This is a genomic window from Sinomonas halotolerans (assembly GCF_039615075.1).
Taxonomy (GTDB): domain Bacteria; phylum Actinomycetota; class Actinomycetes; order Actinomycetales; family Micrococcaceae; genus Sinomonas; species Sinomonas halotolerans.
This window is the reverse complement of record NZ_JBDFRB010000023.1, coordinates 1-20,538: the sequence shown is the minus strand read 5'-3', so window position 1 is coordinate 20,538 and position 20,538 is coordinate 1. Positions and strand designations below refer to the sequence as shown.

General features: G+C 72.1%; 19 protein-coding genes and 1 pseudogene. 10 read left to right on the top strand and 10 right to left on the bottom strand.

All coding sequences use genetic code 11. The features are described from left to right. Nucleotides 1-123 precede the first annotated feature (123 nt). Nucleotides 124-669: a peptidylprolyl isomerase gene (locus tag ABCQ75_RS15835; RefSeq protein WP_345886598.1), complete on the top strand. Its 546-nt coding sequence runs from the start codon at nucleotides 124-126 to the stop codon at nucleotides 667-669. A 31-nt stretch (nucleotides 670-700) separates the two neighbouring features. Further along, nucleotides 701-1,570 carry a rhomboid family intramembrane serine protease gene (locus ABCQ75_RS15830; RefSeq protein ID WP_345886597.1) on the top strand — a complete coding sequence of 290 codons (870 nt, stop codon included), beginning with the start codon at nucleotides 701-703 and terminating at the stop codon, nucleotides 1,568-1,570. Nucleotides 1,571-1,858: 288 nt separating this feature from the next. On the opposite strand, the gene ABCQ75_RS15825 is transcribed toward ABCQ75_RS15830, so the two are convergent. Then, nucleotides 1,859-2,365 carry an SRPBCC family protein gene (locus tag ABCQ75_RS15825; RefSeq protein ID WP_345886596.1) on the bottom strand — a complete coding sequence of 169 codons (507 nt, stop codon included), beginning with the start codon at nucleotides 2,363-2,365 and terminating at the stop codon, nucleotides 1,859-1,861. 267 nt (nucleotides 2,366-2,632) lie between these two features. On the opposite strand from ABCQ75_RS15825, the gene ABCQ75_RS15820 reads away from it, so the two are divergent. The 3 genes from ABCQ75_RS15820 to ABCQ75_RS15810 all read left to right on the top strand — a co-directional run bounded on the left by ABCQ75_RS15820 (nucleotide 2,633) and on the right by ABCQ75_RS15810 (nucleotide 6,195). Next, the gene (locus tag ABCQ75_RS15820) at nucleotides 2,633-4,138 is read left to right on the top strand and encodes a bifunctional pirin family protein/GNAT family N-acetyltransferase (protein WP_345886595.1); all 1,506 of its coding nucleotides are present in this window, start codon (nucleotides 2,633-2,635) and stop codon (nucleotides 4,136-4,138) included. A 252-nt stretch (nucleotides 4,139-4,390) separates the two neighbouring features. Then, complete coding sequence (locus ABCQ75_RS15815; RefSeq protein WP_345886594.1) at nucleotides 4,391-5,440, top strand: GNAT family N-acetyltransferase; 1,050 nt, start codon at nucleotides 4,391-4,393, stop codon at nucleotides 5,438-5,440. Further along, complete coding sequence (locus ABCQ75_RS15810; protein ID WP_345886593.1) at nucleotides 5,437-6,195, top strand: SDR family oxidoreductase; 759 nt, start codon at nucleotides 5,437-5,439, stop codon at nucleotides 6,193-6,195. Before ABCQ75_RS15815 ends, ABCQ75_RS15810 begins: the two co-directional genes overlap by 4 nt. 207 nt (nucleotides 6,196-6,402) lie before the next feature. On the opposite strand, the pseudogene ABCQ75_RS15805 reads toward ABCQ75_RS15810, so the two are convergent. From ABCQ75_RS15805 to ABCQ75_RS15795, 3 genes and pseudogenes are all read right to left on the bottom strand, one after another. Then, nucleotides 6,403-7,858, bottom strand: a pseudogene (locus ABCQ75_RS15805) (DHA2 family efflux MFS transporter permease subunit). Nucleotides 7,859-7,927: 69 nt separating this feature from the next. After that, a complete protein-coding gene (locus tag ABCQ75_RS15800; RefSeq protein WP_345886592.1) occupies nucleotides 7,928-9,517 on the bottom strand; it encodes an ABC transporter permease in 1,590 nt (529 codons plus the stop codon). Beyond that, entirely contained in the window at nucleotides 9,514-10,548 is a 1,035-nt protein-coding gene (locus ABCQ75_RS15795) for an ABC transporter ATP-binding protein (protein WP_345886591.1), read from the bottom strand. The genes ABCQ75_RS15800 and ABCQ75_RS15795 overlap by 4 nt, the downstream gene beginning before the upstream one ends. Before the next feature lie 1,288 nt (nucleotides 10,549-11,836). Between ABCQ75_RS15795 and ABCQ75_RS15790 the strand changes: the two genes are divergently transcribed. Continuing rightward, a complete protein-coding gene (locus tag ABCQ75_RS15790) occupies nucleotides 11,837-12,331 on the top strand; it encodes a uracil-DNA glycosylase family protein (RefSeq protein WP_345886606.1) in 495 nt (164 codons plus the stop codon). Nucleotides 12,332-12,476: 145 nt separating this feature from the next. Here ABCQ75_RS15790 and ABCQ75_RS15785 read toward each other — a convergent pair whose 3' ends face one another. Then, nucleotides 12,477-12,626, bottom strand: a complete 150-nt coding sequence (locus ABCQ75_RS15785) for a hypothetical protein (protein WP_345886590.1) — start codon at nucleotides 12,624-12,626, stop codon at nucleotides 12,477-12,479. A gap of 60 nt (nucleotides 12,627-12,686) precedes the next feature. Here ABCQ75_RS15785 and ABCQ75_RS15780 point away from each other — a divergent pair, with 60 nt between their 5' ends. Both ABCQ75_RS15780 and ABCQ75_RS15775 read left to right on the top strand, forming a co-directional pair. Beyond that, the gene (locus ABCQ75_RS15780; RefSeq protein ID WP_345886589.1) at nucleotides 12,687-13,088 is read left to right on the top strand and encodes an RNA-binding S4 domain-containing protein; all 402 of its coding nucleotides are present in this window, start codon (nucleotides 12,687-12,689) and stop codon (nucleotides 13,086-13,088) included. Nucleotides 13,089-13,174: 86 nt separating this feature from the next. Next, entirely contained in the window at nucleotides 13,175-14,188 is a 1,014-nt protein-coding gene (locus ABCQ75_RS15775) for an aldo/keto reductase (RefSeq protein ID WP_345886588.1), read from the top strand. Nucleotides 14,189-14,251: 63 nt separating this feature from the next. Here ABCQ75_RS15775 and ABCQ75_RS15770 read toward each other — a convergent pair whose 3' ends face one another. From ABCQ75_RS15770 to ABCQ75_RS15760, 3 genes are all read right to left on the bottom strand, one after another. After that, a complete protein-coding gene (locus ABCQ75_RS15770; protein ID WP_345886587.1) occupies nucleotides 14,252-16,081 on the bottom strand; it encodes a gamma-glutamyltransferase family protein in 1,830 nt (609 codons plus the stop codon). Between the two features lie 74 nt (nucleotides 16,082-16,155). Then, nucleotides 16,156-17,370, bottom strand: a complete 1,215-nt coding sequence (locus tag ABCQ75_RS15765) for an aminotransferase class I/II-fold pyridoxal phosphate-dependent enzyme (protein ID WP_345886586.1) — start codon at nucleotides 17,368-17,370, stop codon at nucleotides 16,156-16,158. Nucleotides 17,371-17,477: 107 nt separating this feature from the next. Next, on the bottom strand, nucleotides 17,478-17,735 hold the full coding sequence (locus tag ABCQ75_RS15760) for a metal-sensitive transcriptional regulator (RefSeq protein ID WP_345886585.1): 258 nt from the start codon (nucleotides 17,733-17,735) through the stop codon (nucleotides 17,478-17,480). Nucleotides 17,736-17,830: 95 nt separating this feature from the next. Between ABCQ75_RS15760 and ABCQ75_RS15755 the strand changes: the two genes are divergently transcribed. After that, on the top strand, nucleotides 17,831-18,652 hold the full coding sequence (locus ABCQ75_RS15755; protein WP_345886584.1) for an oxidoreductase: 822 nt from the start codon (nucleotides 17,831-17,833) through the stop codon (nucleotides 18,650-18,652). A gap of 18 nt (nucleotides 18,653-18,670) precedes the next feature. Here ABCQ75_RS15755 and ABCQ75_RS15750 read toward each other — a convergent pair whose 3' ends face one another. Continuing rightward, nucleotides 18,671-19,045 (bottom strand): DUF5655 domain-containing protein, encoded by a 375-nt coding sequence (locus ABCQ75_RS15750; RefSeq protein WP_345886583.1) that lies wholly within the window; start codon nucleotides 19,043-19,045, stop codon nucleotides 18,671-18,673. Between the two features lie 118 nt (nucleotides 19,046-19,163). On the opposite strand from ABCQ75_RS15750, the gene ABCQ75_RS15745 reads away from it, so the two are divergent. After that, nucleotides 19,164-19,997 carry an alpha/beta fold hydrolase gene (locus ABCQ75_RS15745; RefSeq protein WP_345886582.1) on the top strand — a complete coding sequence of 278 codons (834 nt, stop codon included), beginning with the start codon at nucleotides 19,164-19,166 and terminating at the stop codon, nucleotides 19,995-19,997. 139 nt (nucleotides 19,998-20,136) lie between these two features. Here ABCQ75_RS15745 and ABCQ75_RS15740 read toward each other — a convergent pair. Next, nucleotides 20,137-20,538, bottom strand: a 402-nt coding sequence (locus ABCQ75_RS15740; protein WP_345885401.1) for a transposase, incomplete at its 5' end; no start/stop codon positions are given.

The window sequence follows — 20,538 nt, the reverse complement described above, 5'->3', positions numbered from 1 at the left end:
CGCCGCCCTGCGCTCGCTACGGGGACGTGGGCCTTTCGTCTGTCCTTATGCCCGATTTCACCGAGCGCGGAACAGGGGAACCGGCCAGAATCCGTTCGCCCTGAGCGTGGAAGAATGGCGGCCATGAGCGCAATCGCAACCGCCAAGGCAACCATCCACACGAACCACGGCGACATCGTGGTCAACCTCTTCGGCAACCACGCCCCGAAGACGGTCCAGAACTTCGTGGGCCTCGCCACCGGCGAGCAGGCCTGGACCCACCCGGAGACCGGCGAGGACAAGACCGGCACCCCGCTCTACAACGGCACGGTGTTCCACCGGATCATCCGCGACTTCATGATCCAGGGCGGCGACCCGCTCGGGAAGGGGATCGGCGGCCCCGGCTACCGCTTCGACGACGAGATCCACCCCGAGCTGAACTTCAAGGAGCCGTACAAGCTCGCCATGGCGAACGCCGGCATCCAGGGCGGCAAGGGCACGAACGGCTCGCAGTTCTTCATCACCACCGTGGACACGAGCTGGCTCTACGGCAAGCACACCATCTTCGGCGAGGTCGCGGACGAGGAGTCCAAGAAGGTCGTCGACACCATCCAGGGCGTCCGCACCGGCATGCAGGACCGTCCGGTCGAGGACGTCGTGATCAGCTCGATCGACATCGAGCAGGTCTGACCCGGTACCTGACAACAGGGATACACATCGCATGAGCTATGGAAGCCCGGCCGCCGGCCCTGGCGTCCCCGCGCCCGTGTGCGCCCGCCACCCTGACCGCGTCTCCTATGTGGCGTGCCAGCGGTGTGGCCGGCCTGCGTGCCCGGAGTGCCAGCGGCCGGCGCCGGTCGGCTTCCACTGCGTGGACTGCGTGCGCGAGCTCGCGGCCCCCGCGACCCGCACCGCCTACGGGGCGACCGCCCGGCCCGGCGGCCGCCCCGTGGTCACGCTCTCGCTCATCGCGGCATGCGTCCTCGTCTACGTCCTCCAGTGGGCCATCCCCGCAGGCACCGTCTACCAGGAGTTCGCCTACGCGACCCTGCTGACCGGGGTGGAGCCCTGGCGGATGCTCACGGCAGCGTTCCTGCACGCGCAGTCGTTCGTCCTGCACATTGTGGTGAACATGTACACCCTGTGGATCTTCGGCCAGGCCCTCGAGCCCCTCCTCGGACGCGCCCGCTTCCTCGCCGTCTACCTCATCTCCGCAGTGGGCGGCTCGGTCGGCTTCTTCCTCCTGACCCCGCCGAACCTGGGCGGCGTCGTCGGCGCCTCCGGAGCGGTCTTCGGCCTCTTCGGCGCGATGTTCGTCGTCATGCGCCACCGCGGCGGCGACCACCGCCAGCTCCTCATCCTGATCGCGGTCAATGTGGCGCTGGGCTTCTTCATCCCGCAGATCGCGTGGCAGGCCCACCTCGGCGGCCTCGTGACGGGCGCCCTCACCACCGCGGCGATCGTCTACGCTCCGCGCGGCCGTTCCCGCACGGCCTTCCAGATCGGCGGCCTCGCTGCTGTCGCCGTCCTCCTCGCGGCGGCCACGCTCCTGCGGGTCTCCGCGCTCGGGATCGGGCCCGGCGGGGCCTGACCCCCCACCCCCAGACGCCCGCCCCTTCGTCCTCTAATCCGGCATCTGGCGTGCCGTGCCCCGCCCTTTGTCCACAGGGCCTTTCCACAGTGTGCACAAGTTCCACCATTGTAGTTACCACCCGGTTCGGGCCCGCCATCGCGCGGTTAGCGGGGGGTCTCCGCGTGCAGTGCCCCATCCCGAGGAGTGGTTGTCCCCGGGCTGTGGACAACTACTGTCCCAGCCTGTGGACGCGCGGTGTCCCGGCGGGTGCGGGATCGGGGCCGGGTGTGACGGCCGGGCCCGCGGCTAGGCGATGCCGTCGGCCAGGAGCCCGTCCAGACGCCGGTAGCCTTCCTCGACCCCGTCCGCCATGCCTGCCGCGAGGACCGCGTCCCGTTCCTTGGCCGACTCGAAAGTCGAATGAACTCGGAGGCGGCAGCGGCCGTCGGGAAGGTCGCTGAACGAGGCCGTGTCGAGCTCCACATGGCCAGGGGCGCCCTCGTACTCGAATGTCATGACGATGCGGTGGGGCGCCGCCACCTCGTGGAAGCTGCCCCGGAAACGGTACTCCCCGCCGTCGTGCTCCCTCTGGACGAAGCGGTAGGAACCCCCCGTGCGGGCGTCCATGTGCTCGACCACCGTGATGAGGCGCGCCGGGCCGATCCACTGGGAGAAGAGCGCCGGGTCGCAATGGGCGGCGAAAACGCGTTCAGGCGGGGCGTCGAAGTCCCGGACGACGTCGATGTGGGGGCCGCCCGGGACGGCGGTGATCCGGGTGGGACGGGGGACGGTGGCTGCGTCGTCGCTGCTCATGGGTCGCTCCTTCGCGGTGAGACTAGGACCGTCCCTCCGGAACGGTCAACGCCCTGTCCACAGGACTTTCCACACTGTGCGTAACCTACAGGGCTGTTGTTTCGATTACAGATGTGGATGATTGGGCGGATCGGAGCGGATCCAGCGCGTCCCCGGCCCAGCTTGTCCCCACCTGTGGATAACTCTGGGGGTAATGCCTGTTGGAATGTGGATTGCGGTCCGCAGGTCCCCTCCGGGCGGCGTAGGCTCCTCGCTAGGAGGCAGCCCATGAGCAATCTCGAACTCGATCCGCCCGAGACCCTCTGCGGTGCAGAGGGCGCCGGAACCGCCCCGCTCGAGGTGATCGCCCCCCGCGACGTCCCCCTCGGCGGCCCTCGCGCCATGCCCGTGCGGCGCACCCTCCCCTCCAAGCAGCGCAGCCTCGTGGGCGGGTGGTGCTTCGCGGACCATTACGGGCCCGACGACGTCTCGGCCACCGGCGGCATGCGCGTGCCTCCCCACCCCCACACCGGCCTGCAGACCGTCAGCTGGCTCTTCACCGGCGCCGTCCAGCACCGGGACAGTGCGGGCCACGAGGCGATCGTGCGGCCGGGGGAGCTCAACCTCATGACCGCCGGCCGGGGCATCAACCACTCGGAGTACTCCACGGCCGACACCACGGTGCTCCACGGCGTGCAGCTGTGGACAGCCCTGCCCGATCCCTTCCGGGACGCAGAGCCGGGGTTCGAGCGCTACGTCCCGCCCGTCGTCGTGCTCCACGACGACGGGGGCGGCCCCGCGGGCGAGCTGCGCGTGTTCCTCGGCGCGCTGGCCGGTTCCGCCTCCCCCGTGCGGGCCTACTCGCCCCTGCTCGGGGCCGAGCTCACGCTCCGACCGGGAGCGCGGGTCACGCTCGAGCTCGCGAGCGGGTTCGAGCACGCGGTGCTCGCCGACTCGGGCGGGCTCGAACTCGACGAGGCACCCGTGCCCGAAGCGCACCTCGCCTACGCGGCGCCAGGACGCAGCCGCCTGCGCCTGGCGAATCCTGAGGCACACCCCGTGCATGCCGTCCTCCTCGGCGGGCCGCCGTTCGGCGAGGAGATCACCATGTGGTGGAACTTCGTGGGGCGCAGCCACGACGAGATCGTGGGGTACCGTGCGGCGTGGCAGGCGCAGCTCGGGCTCACGGAGCCCGGTCCGGAGGGTGTCGGCGCCTCCGGTCCTCAGGTGCGGGGTGCCGCTGCCGCGGGGGAGGCCACGGGTGCGCACGACGGCGCACGGTTCGGTCCCGTCGTCGAGCCCACCGGCGGCGAGGGCCCGCTTCCCGCCCCGCCGCTCCCCCACGTGCGGCTCCGGCCGCGCGGTGCGGCGCCGGGCGCCGGTGACGTGACCGGGACCGGCGTGGCCGGGAGTGCAGGCGCCGGGAGTGAAGGCGCCGCGACTCGCGACAGCGTCCAGACGGGTGTCTTCGAACCCATCACCGGCGGCGCGGGGGACGGCGTTGCCGTGCGGCACTCGCCGCAGGGAGGCCGCTACGAGATCACCGTGGGCGGGGCGGTCGTGGGGTTCACCCAGTACCGGCTCAAGGACGCGGGGCGGCTCGTGGCGTTCGACCACACGATGGTGGGTGAGGCATTCTCCGGGCAGGGCCTCGCGGGGCGGCTCGTGGCGGCGGCGCTCGGCGACGTGCGGGCCAAGGGCCAGCGCGTGCGGCCGCACTGCCCCTACGTCCGCGGCTACCTGAAGCGCCACCCGGCGGACCAGGATCTTGTGGAGGACGGCTTCTCGCTCTGAGGGGACGGCCCCGCTCCTCCGACTTATCCACAGGGTTGTCCACGGCGTGGATAACTTACATCCATGTCATTCCCGCGGGACGCACGCTGTCCACGGATTTGCCCACAGACTGTGGACAACTTTTCCCGGGAAGTGCACATGCTGTGGACTCGGCGCCGCATCGGCGCTGCCGGGCGCCGGGCCGCGGTGCTAGCGTGGGTGGCACCGCACCGGTCTCTCCCGGGCACGCCCGGCCTCCTCGACAGGAGCAGCATGAGTGTTGTGTGGAAGCCCATCGAACCCGCCCACGCGGCGGCATGGGCTGAGCTCAGCAACGTCCTCGCGAAGATCGACGACACCGACGAGTTCTATGAGCCCGAGGACCTCGTCGAAGAGCTCGCCGAGCCCGGCGTAGACCCCTCGCTCGACACCTTCGGCGGCTGGGACGGCGGCACCATGGTCGCCTACGGCCAGCTGCGCGTCTCCGCAGGGCTCGTCGACCGAGTCGCCAAGGCCTCCCTCAGTGGCGGGGTCCACCCCGAATGGCGGGGGCGGGGCCTGGGCCGGGCGGTCATGGACTGGATCGAGCCCCGCGCGGCGGAGCTCGCCGCGCAGCGCTACCCGGGGCTCCCCCTGGTTGGCTCGCTGTGGTGCGGCAAGCCCGCCTCCGGCGCCACGCGCCTCGCCCAGGCCCGCGGCTATGCCCCGGCCAGGTACTTCCGGGACATGCGGGTCGAGCTCGCCGCATGGGAGCCGCTCTCCGCCGGCCCTCCTCCGGAAGCCGTACGGGTCGGATCCGCGCAGGCTCGGCCGCTCGCGCACCGTGCCCCCAGCGGCAGGGTGGCGACGAGCGCGGTGGAAGCGCCCGGCGTCGTCCGCGTTCTTGGAGGGGAGCACACCGAGGCGACGCGCCGCGCGCACAACGAGGCGTTCTCCGACCACTGGGGCGCCGTGGAGCGCACGCGCGAGAAGTGGGCGGACCAGCTCGCCTCGCGCAGTTTCCGTCCGGCGCTCAGCCGGGTCGCACTCAGTGCCGACCCCGCGCTGGCGCCCGACGACGCCGTGGACGCGTACGTCCTCTGCAACGAGTACGTGCCCGGGGAGCTGTACGTCTCACTGGTCGGGACGCGGCGCCGGGCGCGCGGGCGGGGGCTCGCGACGGCGCTCCTCACCGACGTCCTCGGCGCCGCCCGGTCCGCGGGGTTCCGGATCGCCGATCTGGGCGTGGACTCCGAGAACCCGACCGGGGCGGTGGGGCTGTACGAGCGCGTGGGATTCAGCGCGGTCCGCACCACGGTCGTGTACGAGAGGGGGCTCGGATGACCCGGCCGCTCGCGCTCGTCACCGGTGTGGGGCGGCTGGTGGGGATCGGGGCCGGCATTGCGCGCGAGCTCGCGCGGCAGGGCTGGGACCTCGCGCTCTCCTACCACTCCGCGTACGACGCGCGGATGGCCTCGGGCGTCCGTCCGCACGACGCCGGGCAGCTCGCGGAGGAGCTGCGTGGCCGGGGCGCTGAGGTGCGGCTCTTCGACGCGGACCTCACAGACCCCGACGCCCCGGCCGCACTCCTCGCCGATGCCGGCGCGGACCGACGCGTGCAGGCGCTCATCATGAGCCACGCTGAGTCCGTTGACTCGTCGATCCTCGACACGGGCGTGGAGTCCTTCGACCGGCACTTCGCTGTCAACGCCCGCGCCTCGTGGCTCTTGGTCCGGGCCTTCGCCGAGCAGTTCCCCCGCGAATGGGCAGGGTGCGGGCGGATCCTCGCCCTCACCTCCGACCACACCGTGCACAACCTGCCCTACGGAGCCAGCAAGGGGGCGCTGGACAGGATCGTCCTCGCGGCGGCGCGCGAGTTCGGGGCGCAGGGCATCACCGCGAACGTCCTCAACCCGGGGCCCATCGATACCGGGTGGATGGATGATCCGACGCGGGAGGCCCTCACGCAGCGGCAGCCGGGCGGGCGCCTCGGAACGCCGGCGGACGTCGCGGCCGTGGTCGCGTTCCTGGTAGGCGAGGCCGGGGGATGGGTCAACGGGCAGCTCATCAAGGCCGACGGAGGGTTCTCCGCACCCTAGATGCCCTTGGCCGCATATGCCGCGACGGGCACGTGTACCCGGAAGGGCTGAAGGGGCCGCTCATCTGTACCCGAGTTGATCCTGGGTGGTCCTCATGTGTACCCGAAACGCTCTTGGGTGGGTTTTTGTGTACCCGAGTTGGTCCTGGGGTGGTCCTTATGTGTACCTGAGATGGTCTTGGGTGGTCGTTATGTGTACCCGAAACGGTCAGGAGGGGGAGAGCTCTTCGGCCGGGGCGGGATGGTGCTCGGGCTTGCGGTTGCGGAGGAAGGAGGCGAGGACGACGGCGGCGGCCCCGGCCCCCGCGGCGACGAGGAACGCTGCCCGGAAGCCCTGCATCGAGGCCTCGGCCGCGGGCTCCGTGGCGGCGGCGCTGTGCGCGGTGGCCGCCATGACGGCCACGAGGAGGGCGGTGCCCGCCGCGCCCGCGACCTGCTGGAGCGTGCTCAGGATCGCGGACCCATGGCTGTACAGGCGCGGCGGGAGGGGGTTGCCCGCTCGTGAACGTCGGCGTGAACAGGAGGGCCAGACCGAGCGACATGACGACGTGCAGGGCCATCACGAGCCACACGGACGTGTCCGACTGCAGGAACCCGAAGCCCACGAGCACCGCGGTGATGAGCGACGTCCCGGTGACCGTGAGGGGCACAGGGCCCACACGGTCGAACCACTTCCCGACCGTCGGGGCGAGCAGGCCCATGACGAGGCCGCCGGGGAGCAGAAGCAGGCCGGTGCCCAAGGTGTCGAGGCCGCGGACCTGCTGGAGGTAGATGGGCAGCAGGATGATCACGCCGAAGAGCGCCATCATGCCGACCATGAGGAGGGCGGTGGCCACCGTGTACATCGGGTACGTGAACGCGCGCAGGTCCAGGAGCGGCGATCCTGCCTTCTGGAGCGAGAGCTGCCGGAGGACGAATGCCACGAGCGCGATCCCGCCCACGATGAGCGGCACCGCGGGGCCGACACCTCCCGTGGCCTCGCCACCGAGCCGGCTGAGCCCGTACACCACACCGCCGAAGGCCGGAACGGAGAGGGCGATCGAGAGCACGTCGAGCCGCGGTGGGGCGCCCTCGGGCGCCCCGCGGAGCTTCACCGCCCCGTAGACGAGGGCGGCGAGGGCGATCGGCAGGACGGTCAGGAACATGAACCGCCACGAGAGGAACTGCAGGATCACCCCCGAGAGCGTGGGCCCCACTGCCGGGGCCACCGAGATGACGATGCTCACGGTCCCCATCACCTGGCCGCGGCGCACGATCGGGATGAGGCGCAGCACGCTCGTCATGAGCAGCGGCATCATGATCGCGGTCCCGGAGGCCTGCACGATCCGCGCGAGCAGGAGGACTGTGAAGCCCGGAGCCAGCGCCGCGAGCAGGGTGCCCGCGCTGAACAGGCCCATCGCCAGCAGGTACACGGTCCGCGTGGCGTAGCGCTGCAGCAGGAAGCCCGTGATGGGGATGACCACGGACATGGTGAGCATGAACGCGGTGGCGAGCCACTGGACCGTGGTCGCGTCCACGCCCAGCTCCGCCATGAGGCGGGGGAGCGCCACGTTCATGATCGTCTCGTTGAGGATCACGACGAACGCCGCGATCACGAGGACAGTGACTACGAGCCGGCTCTCACGGCTGATGGGATGCTGCTCGGCGAGGGACACGCGTTCCATTGTCCCACCCTGTCCCGACCGAGTCCCGACCGAGTCCCGCCCGTCTGCTCGGGGCCCGGGGCGGGACCCTCACACCGTGCGCAGGTCGCGGCGCCGGTATCCCGCGAAGCCGGCCGCCACGAGGACCACGACGAGGGCGAGGATCCATGCGACAGGCGCCCAGTCGGCGTCGGCCTTCGAAATGTCGGGGACGAGGTAGTACGGGCTGGTCTTGAGCATCCACTCCGGCGCGTTCAGCAGCGGGCCGAACATGGTGAGCACGAGCCAGTACACGACCACGAGCCACACCGCCCACCGCACCGCGGGCAGCGCGCCCACGAGCATGAGCCCCAGGGCCGAGGCGAGCCAGAGCGCCGGGATCGTGGCGAGGGCCTGGAGCGCCACCCGGCCGGGGTCCACCTCGGCGCCGGCGGCGGAGGCGGTCGCCGAGAGCACCGCGCCCGCGAGGGCCATCGCCAAGGCGGGGGCCAGCAGCGCCGAGACCGCGGTGGGGGCGAAGTGCGACCAGCGGGAGAGCGAGCCCGAGAGGACCCACTCCGCGCGCCGCTCGTCCTCCTCGACCGCGAAGCGCCCCGCGATCTGCACCCCGAAGACGCCGGCGACCATCGAGACGATGAGCAGGAGCATGGTGACGAAGGTGTTGGTCAGGTCCGCCTCCGTCGCAACGCGGGCCGCGAGCATCCGGCGGATGAACTCGTTGTTCGCGAAGAACTCGCTCATCGTGCCCGCGACGAGCCCGTAGATCACCCCGAGTGCGGCGAAGGTGAAGCCCCACGTGATGAACGGGCCGCGGTTCAGCGCTCCGGTGAGCGCCCAGATCCCTCCACGCCCGCGCGCCGGCCCCGGCCGCTGCTCCACGAGCCCCGACCCGAAGTCCCGCGCCTGGGTCAGCACCGCGCCCAGCACGGCCGTGACGGCGCCGAAGCCGACCAGGAGGACGAACGGGGCCCAGTTGTTCTCGCTCGTGGGCCGGATGAGCTCAGCCCAGCCCATCGGATTGGTCCACAGGAGCCACTCCGCGTCCGCGAGCGTGTCCCCGAGCCCGCGGAGGATGTAGGAGAGGACGAGGATCCCCGCTGCGAGAGTGTTCGCCGTCCGGGAGAACGAGGCCAGCTGGGCCGTCACCGCCGCGACCCCGGCGAACGCCACCCCCATCCCTCCGATGAGCGCGCCCAGCGCGAGGGCCGACTCCGTGTCCGCGCCCTGCGCGACGAGGGTGCCCGCCACCACCGCCGTGACAGCCGCCGAGGCAGCCCACGCGAGCAGCACCGCCGCGGTGAGGCGCGCGTACCGGCCCACCGCCGAGGAGTCGATGAGCTCGGCCTCCCCCGAATCCTCGGACGCGCGCGCATGGCGCGTCACGGTGAACACCGCCATGAGGGCAGCGAAGAACATGCCGAGGATCTGGATGCGCCAGGTGGTGAACCCCATCGCGGTCTCGAGCCCCACGGCCGGCCCGAACAGGAGCGTGAACGCCGGATTGCCGCCGAGGCTCAGCTCGAGCGCCCGCGCGTCCTGCGGGTTGCCGAACACCGCCCCGTACCCCGAGTAGGCAGCCACGGGGAAGAACCCGAGCAGCAGGACCCACGGCGCGATCCGCCACCGGTCCAGCCGCGCGAACAGCACGAGGAGCCGGCCGGTGCCCGCGAACGCGTTCACCGCGGCGCTCCCGGCACGGTCCCCTGGGCTTCTTCAGGCGAGCCCCCACGGTGGCGGGCGCGCCGCCTGGTGCGGGAGGCGCCGTCGTGCGACGCCGAAGCCGCACCCTCCACGACCCTCTCGCCGCCCGGCTGGTCCTGCGGCGCGATCCGGTCGCCGTAGTGCTGGAGGAAGAGGTCCTCGAGGCTCGGAGGAGTGACCGTCAGGGCTCGGACGCCGTGCGCGGCGAGGGCGTTCATCGCGGGGCCGAGGCCGTCCGCGTCCACGGTGAAGCGGACCCGGTGGTCCTCGGCGTGGAGGTCCACCACGCCGGGGAGGCCAGTGAGGGCGGCTGCGCCGTCGTCGAGCGTGGCAGCGACGGTGGTCCGGGCGTGGGCGCGCATCTGCTCGAGCGTGCCCGTCTCCACCACCTTGCCCTGGCGGATGATGCTGATCCGGTCCGCGAGGGCCTCCACCTCGGACAGGATGTGGCTCGAGAGGAGCACGCTGCGCCCCGCCGCCTTCTCGCGGCGGATCTCCTCCCGGAACAGGGACTCCATGAGCGGGTCCAGACCGGCCGTGGGCTCGTCCAGGATGAGCAGTTCGGCGCGGGAGGCCAGGGCCGCGACGATCGCGACCTTCTGGCGGTTGCCCTTGGAGTACGTGCGGCCGCGCTTGGACGGGTCCAGCTCGAAGGTCTCGATGAGCTCCGAACGGCGCCTCTCGTCCAGTCCGCCGCGGAGGCGGCCGAGGAGGTCGATCGCCTGGCCGCCCGTGAGGGAGGGCCACAGGCTCACGTCCCCCGGGACATAGGCGATGCGCCGGTGCAGGGAGACGACGTCCCGCCACGGGTTCCCGCCGAGGATCTCCACATGGCCGGAGTCCGCGCGCAGGAGGCCCAGGAGGACCCGGAGGGTGGTGGACTTGCCCGCGCCGTTGGGGCCCAGGAAGCCCAGGACCTCACCCTCGCGGACGTCGAGGTCCAGGCCGTCCAGGGCCCGGAGCCTGCCGAAGGTCTTGACGAGTCCAGTGATGCTCACCGCAGTGCCCATGGGGCGATGGTAGGCCGGTTGCCGCCGCGGTGGGAGGAGGCGTTCGGCCCTGCTCGTCATGGCCCGCTGACACGCCCGGAATCCCGCGACACGCCGGGATTCTCGGGAGAGTGGAAAGGCATAACGAGCAGGAGCTGACGCTGCTGGCGCGGATCTCCGGCGGAAGGCGGCGTGATGCTCGGCGCGGGTGAACGAACGGCGAACCGAAGGGCAATCCGGGCTTGCTAAGCTCTTAAAGCTCCGCCCACCACGGGCCGAGAGCCGCCCCCCTGAACAGCCCGGAACGGACGCGCTGCAGCGTGCCCGTGAGCCGGCCCGTGCCCGCGACGAGGAGACCCCCGCCTTCATGACCGCCTTGGCCGAGCCCGACTACTACGACGACTTCGACTCCGACTACCGCTCCGAGCTCGACGCCAAGTACGAGGAGGGCTTCGGCGTTGCGCCGCAGCTCGACGACGACGAGGACGACGACCTCGACGACCTGTTCGACAACCTCTTCGACGATGAGGATGACGACCTCGACCCCGCTCCCCAGGCCAATCGGACCTCTGCTCCGCAGACGGCCCGGGCCGCGCGGGCGCCGAAGGCCGCAGTGAAGGAGGCCGCCGCCAAGGAAACCGGCGCCGCGAAGAAGACGGTGACCTCGAAGGGCGCCCCGAAGGCCTCCGAGGTGTTCGTCACCACGATCGCCGAGCGGCAGGCCGCGCGCGCCGCGGAGGCGCCTTCCGTGGTGACCGAGCGTGACCTCGAGACGGACGACGACGAGGCCGCCCTCGCGCAGCATGCTCACACCGCTGCGGAACTGGCTGAGGAGGCGACGGGGCTGGCCGCGGCGGGACGTCCCGACGCGGATCAGATCGAGGCGGTCCGCGCTGCCGCCGAGCAGGCCCGGGCGGCGGCCGAGCATGCATCTCTCGCTGCCAAGGCTGCGGTGCGCTCCGCCGTGGCCAAGGCAGCGGCCGCGAAGGCTGCCGCTGCCGAGGCCTCGGCAGCGGAGCAGGCCGCACAGGACGCTCTCTCCGCCTCGGCGGCAGCCGAGCAGGCGGCTGTGCGGGCGGCAGCGGAGCTCGAGCTCGCTGCCGCGAGCGTTGCGGTTGAGGTGGAGGAGGCCCCCATTTCGGTGGGCGAGGCCCCCATTTCGGTGGGCGAGGCCCCCATTTCGGTGGTCCAGTCCCCCATTTCGGCGGAGCGGGGGCCGGAGTTCGGGCCGCACATCGCCCCCGTGAACGAGCACGTCGAGTTCCTGCGCAGGCTCCGCCCCGGCTTCGAGGTCCCGTACGTGGACCCGATGCACTCGGTGGACGAGTGCCGGATCGTGAGCCTCTTCTCCAACACCGGCGAGGCGAGCCCCCGCGGCTACGTGTGGGCCGGCGACGATGCTGCCGCGACGCGGCTCCTCGGCCTGCAGTACCAGCTTGGCCTGCGCCCCGAGTGGATCATGCCGTGGAACGTCCACCCCTGGTTCACCCCGGGCGAGCCCAACGGCAAGCTCACCCCGGAGCAGGTCAACGCCGGCCTCAAGCCGCTGCTGGCGTTCCTCAAGCTCGTCCCGCGCGCCTCGGCGATCGTCGCCCACGGCACCGAGGCCAACCGCCTCGCGCAGATGCTGCTCAAGACGGACAACCCGCTCATCTGGCGCCGGGGCCTCAAGGTCTACAAGGCCCGCTCGCTGCACGGCCGGTCGTTCGCCGGCTCCAAGGAGCGCCAGACAGAGTGGCTCATCGAGATGGGCCGCGCCTATGCGGACGCGATGGCGCGGGCCGGCCTCCAGACCGGGCGCTGACCCCGCAACACCCCGCGGGACACCCGGCTGCCCCGCGCTGAGCACACCCGCGCTGAGCACCCCAAGCACACGGAAGCGGACGACGGCGGCCTCCCGGCCGGCGTCGTCCGCTTCGGTCTGTGCGGGCTGCTCGGGGCCCGTGCGGCTACTTGCTGGAGCGCGGCTTCCGCAGATGGGCCACGGGATCCGCGTCCAGGGCTACGGCCTTCTTGGCGCGCTTCGCTGCGCGCTGCTCCTTGATCGTCTTGGACGGCTTCTTGTGGGTTTCGGGCTGGTGTGGCTGTTTGTGGGGCATGTCAGAGCTCCTTCGATCGTCCCGATGCCCTGACGATACGCCGGTAGGATGCTGCGCACCATGCCTTCGCACGCATCAGCCACTGCCCCGTCCTCGGTTCCCTCGGCAGTCCGGATCGACTCCTGGCTGTGGGCCGTCCGCGCCTTCAAGACCCGCTCCGCCGCGACCGCTGCATGCCGAGCCGGACATATACGCCTCAACGGAAACACGGTGAAGGCCTCTCAGACCGTGGTGCCGGGCGATACGGTGCGAATCCGCCAGGCCGGATTCGAGAGGATCCTCGAGGTCCACGTGCTCATCGTCAAGCGTGTGGGGGCCGAGGCCGCGGCGAGGTGCTTCACGGACCACACGCCCGAGCGCCCGCCCGCCCCGTTCCTCGGCCTCCCGCAGCGCGACCGCGGCGCCGGCCGGCCCACCAAGAAGGACCGGCGGGACATGGAGCGGCTGCGCGGCGAGAAGTGATGCGCCGGGAGGTGTGCCCGGTCCCGGTACCAGCAGGGCCTGTCATCGGGGCGCACGGGGCGGCCGGGGAGTGGGAGGATCGGCCTATGGAGACGCAGACTTCCCCCGTGGCACCAAGGACCATCGCCGGCCGCGAGCTCGGCCCAGTCGGCTTCGGCTGGATGAACCTCAACCAGGCCTACGGCCCCCTCCCCTCTCGCGAGGACGCCGCCAAGCTCCTCCTCCACGCACTCGACTCCGGCGTGACCCACTTCGACACCGCCACCATCTACGGCGCCACCGCCAACGAGACGCTCATCGGCGAGACCCTCTCCGGGCGCCGGGACGAGTTCTTCCTCGCCTCCAAGGGCGGCATGCACTCGCAGGACGGCAGGCGCGTGATCGACGGCCGGCCCGAGGCGCTCCGTGCCTACGTGGATGCGTCGCTCGCCCGGCTGCGCACCGACCACATCGACCTCTACTACCTGCACCGCTGGGACCGGAACGTCCCCATCGAGGAGTGCGTGGGCACGCTCGGCGAGCTGGTCCGGGAAGGCAAGATCGGCGGCGTCGGGCTCTCCGAGATCAGCGCCGCCACGCTGCGCCGCGCCCATGCCGCCCACCCCGTGGCCGCGCTCCAGAACGAGTACTCGCTCTGGACCCGCAACCCCGAGCTCGGCACCCTCGAGGCGTGCCGCGAGCTGGGCATCGCCTTCGTCGCGTTCAGCCCCGTGGGCCGCGGCGCGCTCGGCGGCGTGCTCCGCGACCCGGCGGGCCTGCCGGACTGGGACTTCCGCCGCACCGTTCCGCGGTTCGACGCCGATCACTGGCCCGCGAACCTCGCCCTCCTGGACCGCTTCGGGGAGTTGGCGCACGACGCCGGGTGCACGCCCGCGCAGCTCGCGATCGCCTGGGTGCTCTCCCGCGGCGAGCACGTCATCGCCCTGCCGGGCACCCGCAGCGCGGCCCACCTCGACGACGACTTCGCGGCGGGCTCGCTCGAGGTGCCCGCGGACGTCCTGGCCCGCGCCGGCGAGCTCATCAACGAGCGCACCGTCTCCGGCGGCCGGTACTCGCCCGCGGCGCAGGCGGACGTGGACACGGAGGAGTTCCCGGCCTGACCGCACACGGCAGCGCGCGGCAGCCGCGAAACGGAGCGCGCCGCTTCTCGGCGGGAGCGCCCTTCAGCGGCCCGCTGCGTAGCCCTGGTTGCCTCGGGGATTGGCCGCCGCCGTCAGGAGCCCCGTTGCGGGGTCCCGTCCCACCGAGGACAGCCGGCCGAGGGTCCAGTCCCCGGCGCGCGTCACGATGTGCCCGCGCCCTTCCAGCGCGGTGATGACCTCCTCGCCGAGGCGGTCCTCCACCACCGCGCCGCCGGGCGTCCACGTCCTGGGCCAGAAGGACCCCGGCATGGAGGTCGTGTGCAGGGCGGGCGCGTCGATGGCCTGCTGCGGCCCGTAGCCGCCGACGATCGTGCGGAGGAGGTACAGCAGCTGCCACTGGTCCTGCTGGTCCCCGCCGGGCGAACCGAGGGCGGTCACGGCCCTGCCGCCGCGCAGCACCAGCGTGGGCGTCAGCGTTGTGCGCGGCCGTCTGCCGGGAGTCAGGGAGGATGGCGCGCCGGGCTCGAGCCACGTCATCTGCAGCCGCGTGCCCAAGCAGAAGCCGAGCTGGGGGATGGCGGGGGACGACTGGAGCCATCCGCCGGAGGGCGTGGCGGAGACGATGTTGCCCCACCTGTCCACGACGTCGAGATGGCAGGTGTCGCCGCGCGTCTCGCCGGTGGGCAGGACCGTCGGTTCGCCGGCCGCGCCGACGGGGCAGTCCTGACCTGCAGCATGCGACGGGAGCCGGTATTCGGTGCGCAGGGGCGGGATGAAGGGCTCGCGGCCGGGCACCTTCCCCGGGCGGAATCCGTGCGAGGCCTCCGCACCGATGAGCCGGCGGCGCTGCGCCGCGTACTCAGGGCTCAGCAGGTAGCCGAGGTCCACGTCGGCATCCCCGTAGTACGCCTCCCGGTCGGCCATGGCGAGCTTCTGCGCCTCAAGGATGGTGTGCGCACCGAGGTCAGTCGACGGGTCCAGGCGGTCATCGTCGAAGCCGTCGAGGATCGCGAGAGCCTGGAGCAGGGCCGGCCCCTGCCCCCAGGGCCCGGTCTTGGCGATGGTGTGGCCGCGGAACTCCAGAGTGGTGGCGTCTTCGTAGCCAGCCGTGAAACCGGCGAAGTCCGCCTCTGTGATCACGCCCGCGTGGTCCGTTCCGGAGGAGTGGCGGTGCGGACGGGCGAGGAATTCCGCGGAGGCCTGGGCCACGAAGCCCTCCCGCCATTCCACCCGCGCGGCGTCGATGCGCCGTTCGCGGGCTCCGCGCTCCTCGCGGCCGCCGGGCGTCCCGGCGGCAACGAGCCGCTCCAGGACTGCCGCGTAGGCGGGGTTCTTCAGGACGTCGCCGCCGGCCGGGACCCTCCCTTCCGGCATCCAGAGGTCCGCCGACGTCGGCCAGAACTCGGTGAACAGTCCGGCAACCGAGGCAATCGTGCTGGCCACCCGGTCCAGGATGGGGTGGCCGTCGCGGGCATAGCCGATGGCGAAGGACAGGACGTCGGCCAGCTCCCACGTTCCGTGGTCCCGCAGGAGCAGCAGCCAGGCGTCCACGGCACCGGGCACGGCGGCAGCCAGCGCCCCGGCGCCCGGAACAAGCTCCAGGCCCTCCGCGAGGAAGTGCTCGCGGGTCGCCGCCGCGGGGGCAGGTCCCTGCCCCATCAGGACCCTCGGCCGCGCGGGCTCCGCGGCCGTGGCGAAGATGCCGGTCATGTCCCCGCCCGGGCCGTTCAGGTGCGGCTCCACGACGTGCAGGACGAAGGCGCCGGCCACCGCGGCGTCGAACGCGTTCCCTCCCCGCTCCAGGACGGCCTGGGCCGAGGCGGTGGCCAGCCAGTGCGTGGAGGCGGCCATGCCGAAGGTGCCCTGCAGAGTGGGCCGGGTGGTGAAGGGGTTCGGGGGCGTGTAGGCCACGGACTTCTCCTTGAGGTGGGGGCGGGTCAAGGCGCCGGGAACTGGCCGGCGGGGGGTGGGCCTGGACGTCGGAGTCAGGCGCCCTGGAACCTCAGGATCCGCTCGATGGCCGCCTCCACCGCGGCCTGGCCCGCCGCGAAGCTCAGCCGTACGGCGCGGCCGCCGTGGACGGCGTCGAAGTCGGTGCCCGGCACGAGCGCCACTCCCTCGGCCTCGAGCAGCGCGCGGCAGTACTCGCGTGAGTCGCCGAACCGCTCGAGCTGGGCGCCGAGCTCGGCGTAGAGGTAGAAGGCGCCATCCGCCGGGGCGGCGGGGCCCCAGCCGAGGGCAGGGAGCGCGTCCAGGAGCGTCTGCCGGGTGCCCGCGTACCCCGCGACCCACGCGTCGGCCTGCTCGTACGCGGCCGGGGAGAAGGCCTCGACCGCCGCGAGCTGCGAGGGCGCCGGCGGGCACAGGGCGAGGTTGCCCGCGAGGGCGTCCACCGGAGCCACGAGCTCCTCCGGCAGGAGCATCCACCCGAGCCTCCAGCCGGTCATGCCCCAGTACTTCGAGAAGCTCGAGATGACGATCGCCTCCTGGGCCCCGTCCGCCTCCCACGCGCACACCCCGCGCGAGTGCTCCCCGGCGTCGGGCCCGGGGTAGGTGATGCCGTGGTAGATCTCGTCGCTCACGAGCCGGGCGCCGTTCGCCGCGCACCAGTCGGCCAGGGACGCGAGCTCCTCGCGGTTGACCATGGTCCCGGTCGGGTTGGCGGGCGAGGCGAGCACGACGCCGGCGAGCGGCCCGCGCTCGGAGGCTGCGGCGTCGAGCATCGCGGGGGTGGGCTGGTAGCGGGAGGCGGGACCGGCGTCGAGCTCCACGACCTCGCAGCCGAGCGCGGTGAGGATGTTGCGGTAGGCGGGGTAGCCGGGGCGGGCGAGGGCAACGCGGTCGCCGGCCTCGAAGGCCGCGAGGAAGCCCAGCATGAACGCGCCAGAGGAGCCGGTGGTGACGGCGACGCGCGCGGGATCGACGTCCAGGCCGTACCAGCGGCGGTAGTGGTCAGCGATGGCGGAGCGCAGCTCGGCGGTGCCGAGCGCGGGCGTGTAGGTCAGGGCGCGCCCGGAGTCGTGGATCTCGGCGGCCTTCGCGGACACGGCGGCCGGGGCGCCGCCGGAGGGCTCGCCCGCGCACAGGCTCACCACGTCGCGCCCCGCGGCCCGCAGCGCGTCCACTCGCGCGAGGATGTCCATGACTGCGAACGGCGGCACCTGGGAACGGGCGGAGGCGGCGAGGCGGCGGAGGCTCATGCGCCCAGCCTGCCACACCCCCGCTGCGCGCAATGGTTGGCTTGAGCAGGGTGCGGGATGCCGGCACCCTGCTCAAGCCAACAATTCGCGACCGGTGCCGGGCCGGGTCAGGCGAGGCTCAGGAACATCTTCTCGAGCTCGGCGACCTCCAAGTCCGAGTCCGGGCGCGTCATGCACTCCTGCAGGTTCGTCGCGATGATGCTGAACCCGGCCTTGTCCACGGCGCTCGAGACCGCGGCGAGCTGCGTGACGATCGCCTTGCAGTCCTTGCCCTCCTCGAGCATGCGCACCACGGCGTTGAGCTGGCCCTGCGCGCGCTTGAGGCGGTTGATGGCCGGCTTCATGGTCTGCGGATCGACGTCCATGGGGTCCTCCTTCTCGTCGTTCCAGTATACCCCAGAGGGTATTGGATCCGGCCGGTGTGCCCCACCGGCAGTGACCGCCCGGTAGCGTGGGGCGCATGGAACAGGTTGCCCTTGTCACCGGTGCGTCGAGTGGGATCGGCGAGGCCACCGTCCGCGCGCTCCTCGCCGCCGGCTTCACCGTCTACGCCGGCGCGCGGCGCGTGGACCGCATGGCGGGGCTCGCGGACGACGGCGCACGGGTCCTCGCGCTCGACGTCACCTCGGAGGAGTCCATGGCGGGCGCGGTGGGGCGGATCCTCGACGAGGCCGGCCGAGTCGACGTGCTCGTGAACAATGCCGGCTACGGCTCGTTCGGCGCGCTCGAGGACGTCCCGATCGACGAGGCGCGGCGGCAGTTCGAGGTGAACGTCTTCGGCCTTGCCCGGCTCACCCAGCTCGTCCTGCCGGGGATGCGGGAGCGGCGCTCCGGCACCGTGGTCAACGTGTCCTCGATCGGCGGGAAGTTCTACGAGCCGCTTGCCTCCTGGTACCACGCCACGAAGTTCGCCGTCGAGGGCCTCTCCGACTCGCTGCGGATCGAGCTGCTGCCGTTCGGGGTCCGGGTCGTGGTGATCCAGCCCGGTCCCATCCTGTCCGAGTGGAGCGGGATCGCCCAGGAGTCGCTGCGGGCCACCGCCGAGGGCGGGGCCTACGAGGAACAGGCCCGCCGGGTCGCGGCCACGGTGGCCGGGGCGTACACGGACAGGCTCGCCTCCCCGCCGGAGGTGGTGGCCAGCGCGATCCTCAGGGCCGTCCAGTCCCGCTACCCGGCCCCGCGGTACCCGGTGGGCCGCGGCGCTGCGCCGCTCATGCTGCTGCGCAAGGTCCTGCCGGACCGCGCGTTCGACCTCCTGGTCCGCGCCGCCTACCGCCACTGACCCCCGGCCGCCGGCGGGTCAGCCTGCCGCCTCGTAGGCCTCCCGCAGCCACGCGGCCACCTCGGCGTCGACCTGCTCGGGCCCGCGCAGCTCGAGGTGGTGCATCCAGACCCGGGGCGCCGGATGGGCCACTTCCTTGAACCGCGCCGAGGAGTCCCTCCGGGGCAGCGCGATGGACAGCACCGCCGGGACGTCGCTGTGCACATACCGGCCGGGGCGCCAGACGTACGCGAACCCCGTGTGTCGCCGGAACGCGATCTGGCTCTTCGTGGTCCGCACGCCCGCCTCCCCGATCCAGGACACCGCCTCGGTCACCGCGCGGAAGATCGCGAGGCCCTCGGGAGACCCCTCGAAGAACGCCTCGGGGCCCCTCTGCCCCTCGCCCTCCACCACGGTGCCATCGTAGCCGCGGCGGGCCAGCAGCGTTCCTTGACCGCCCGGCGTCGTGCGTGCCTAGCATGCGAAGCGAGGCCGGACGCCCCGGCCGCGCACACGCGAGGAGAGGGAGAGCATGGGACGCATCACCGTCGGATCGCAGAACGGCACGGACATCCAGCTGTACTTCGAGGACCACGGGACGGGCCGGCCGGTGGTCCTCATCCACGGCTTCCCGCTGGACGGGCAGGCGTTTGAGGCGCAGCACCGCGCGCTGCTCGAGGCCGGGCACCGGGTCATCACCTACGACCGCCGCGGCTACGGCCGCTCCGACCACCCCACCGAGGGCTTCGACTACGACACGCTCTCCGACGACCTCGCCGCGCTCCTGGACCACCTGGACGTGCGCGACGCCGTGCTGGTCGGCTTCTCGATGGGCGGCGGCGAGGTGCTGCGCTACCTCGCCCGGCACGGCTCAGGGCGGATCGCGAAGGCCGTGACCATCGGCGCCGTGGGGCCGTACCTCTTCCGCGCGGACGACAACCCCGAGGGCGTGCCACTGGACGTGATCGAGAGCATCAAGGACGCGATCCGCGCGGACCGCTACGGCTTCTTCGACGGGTTCTTCGAGAACTTCCTCAACACGGACCAGCTGCTCGGGAGCCGCGTGAGCGAGGGCATGGTGGCCGCGCACAAGGCCAAGGCCTACCGCGCCTCCGGGTTGGCGACCCTCGCGGTCGTGGACATCTGGGGAACGGACTTCCGGGAGGACGTCGCGAAGCTGGACGTCCCGCTCCTGCTCGTCCACGGCACTGAGGACAGGATCGTTCCGCTCGAGGCGTCCTCCGCCCGCATGCCGGGCCTCGTCAAGGGGGCTCGGCTCGTGACGGTGGAGGGCGGGCCGCACAACATCTGCGCGACCCATTCCGACGAGGTCAACGCCGCGCTGCTGGACTTCCTCCGCTCCTGACAGGGCGGGCCGGGCGGCTGGCTGGCGCCGTTCATCCGGGCACGACGCCGGTCACTCGCCTCCCCGAGGCGAGCTCCCGCCGTCGTGCGTACCCGAAACGCTGATACGCGGACTTATCTGACACGTAGATAGTGGTGGGTTAGGACGCTGCGGCGAGAGTGACGGTGTACCCCATTGCTTCGAGTTGGTGGATGGCGCGGTTCTTGGCGCGGTTCGGATTGAGCCGGATGAAGTGTTCGGCTCCGAGCTCTTGGTAGAGGGTACCGGTGTTGCCCATATGCCAGATCGCGGTGAGGATCGAGCGCTGGGTGGCGACGTTGGCGCGTTGGGGGCCACGTCGGGAGGCTATTCGCCGGTAGCGGGCTCCGAGGAAGGTGTCCGGGTTCCTGCCGCAGACCATGGCGGCTGAGCCCAGGGCACCTTGGAGGTGGGGGTTTCCGGGGCGGGTGCGGCTGGACTTGACCCTTCCGGCGGACTCGTTCTGGCCGGGCGCGGTCCCGGCCCAGGAGGCGAGATGGTCGGGGGTGGGGAAGCGGCTCAT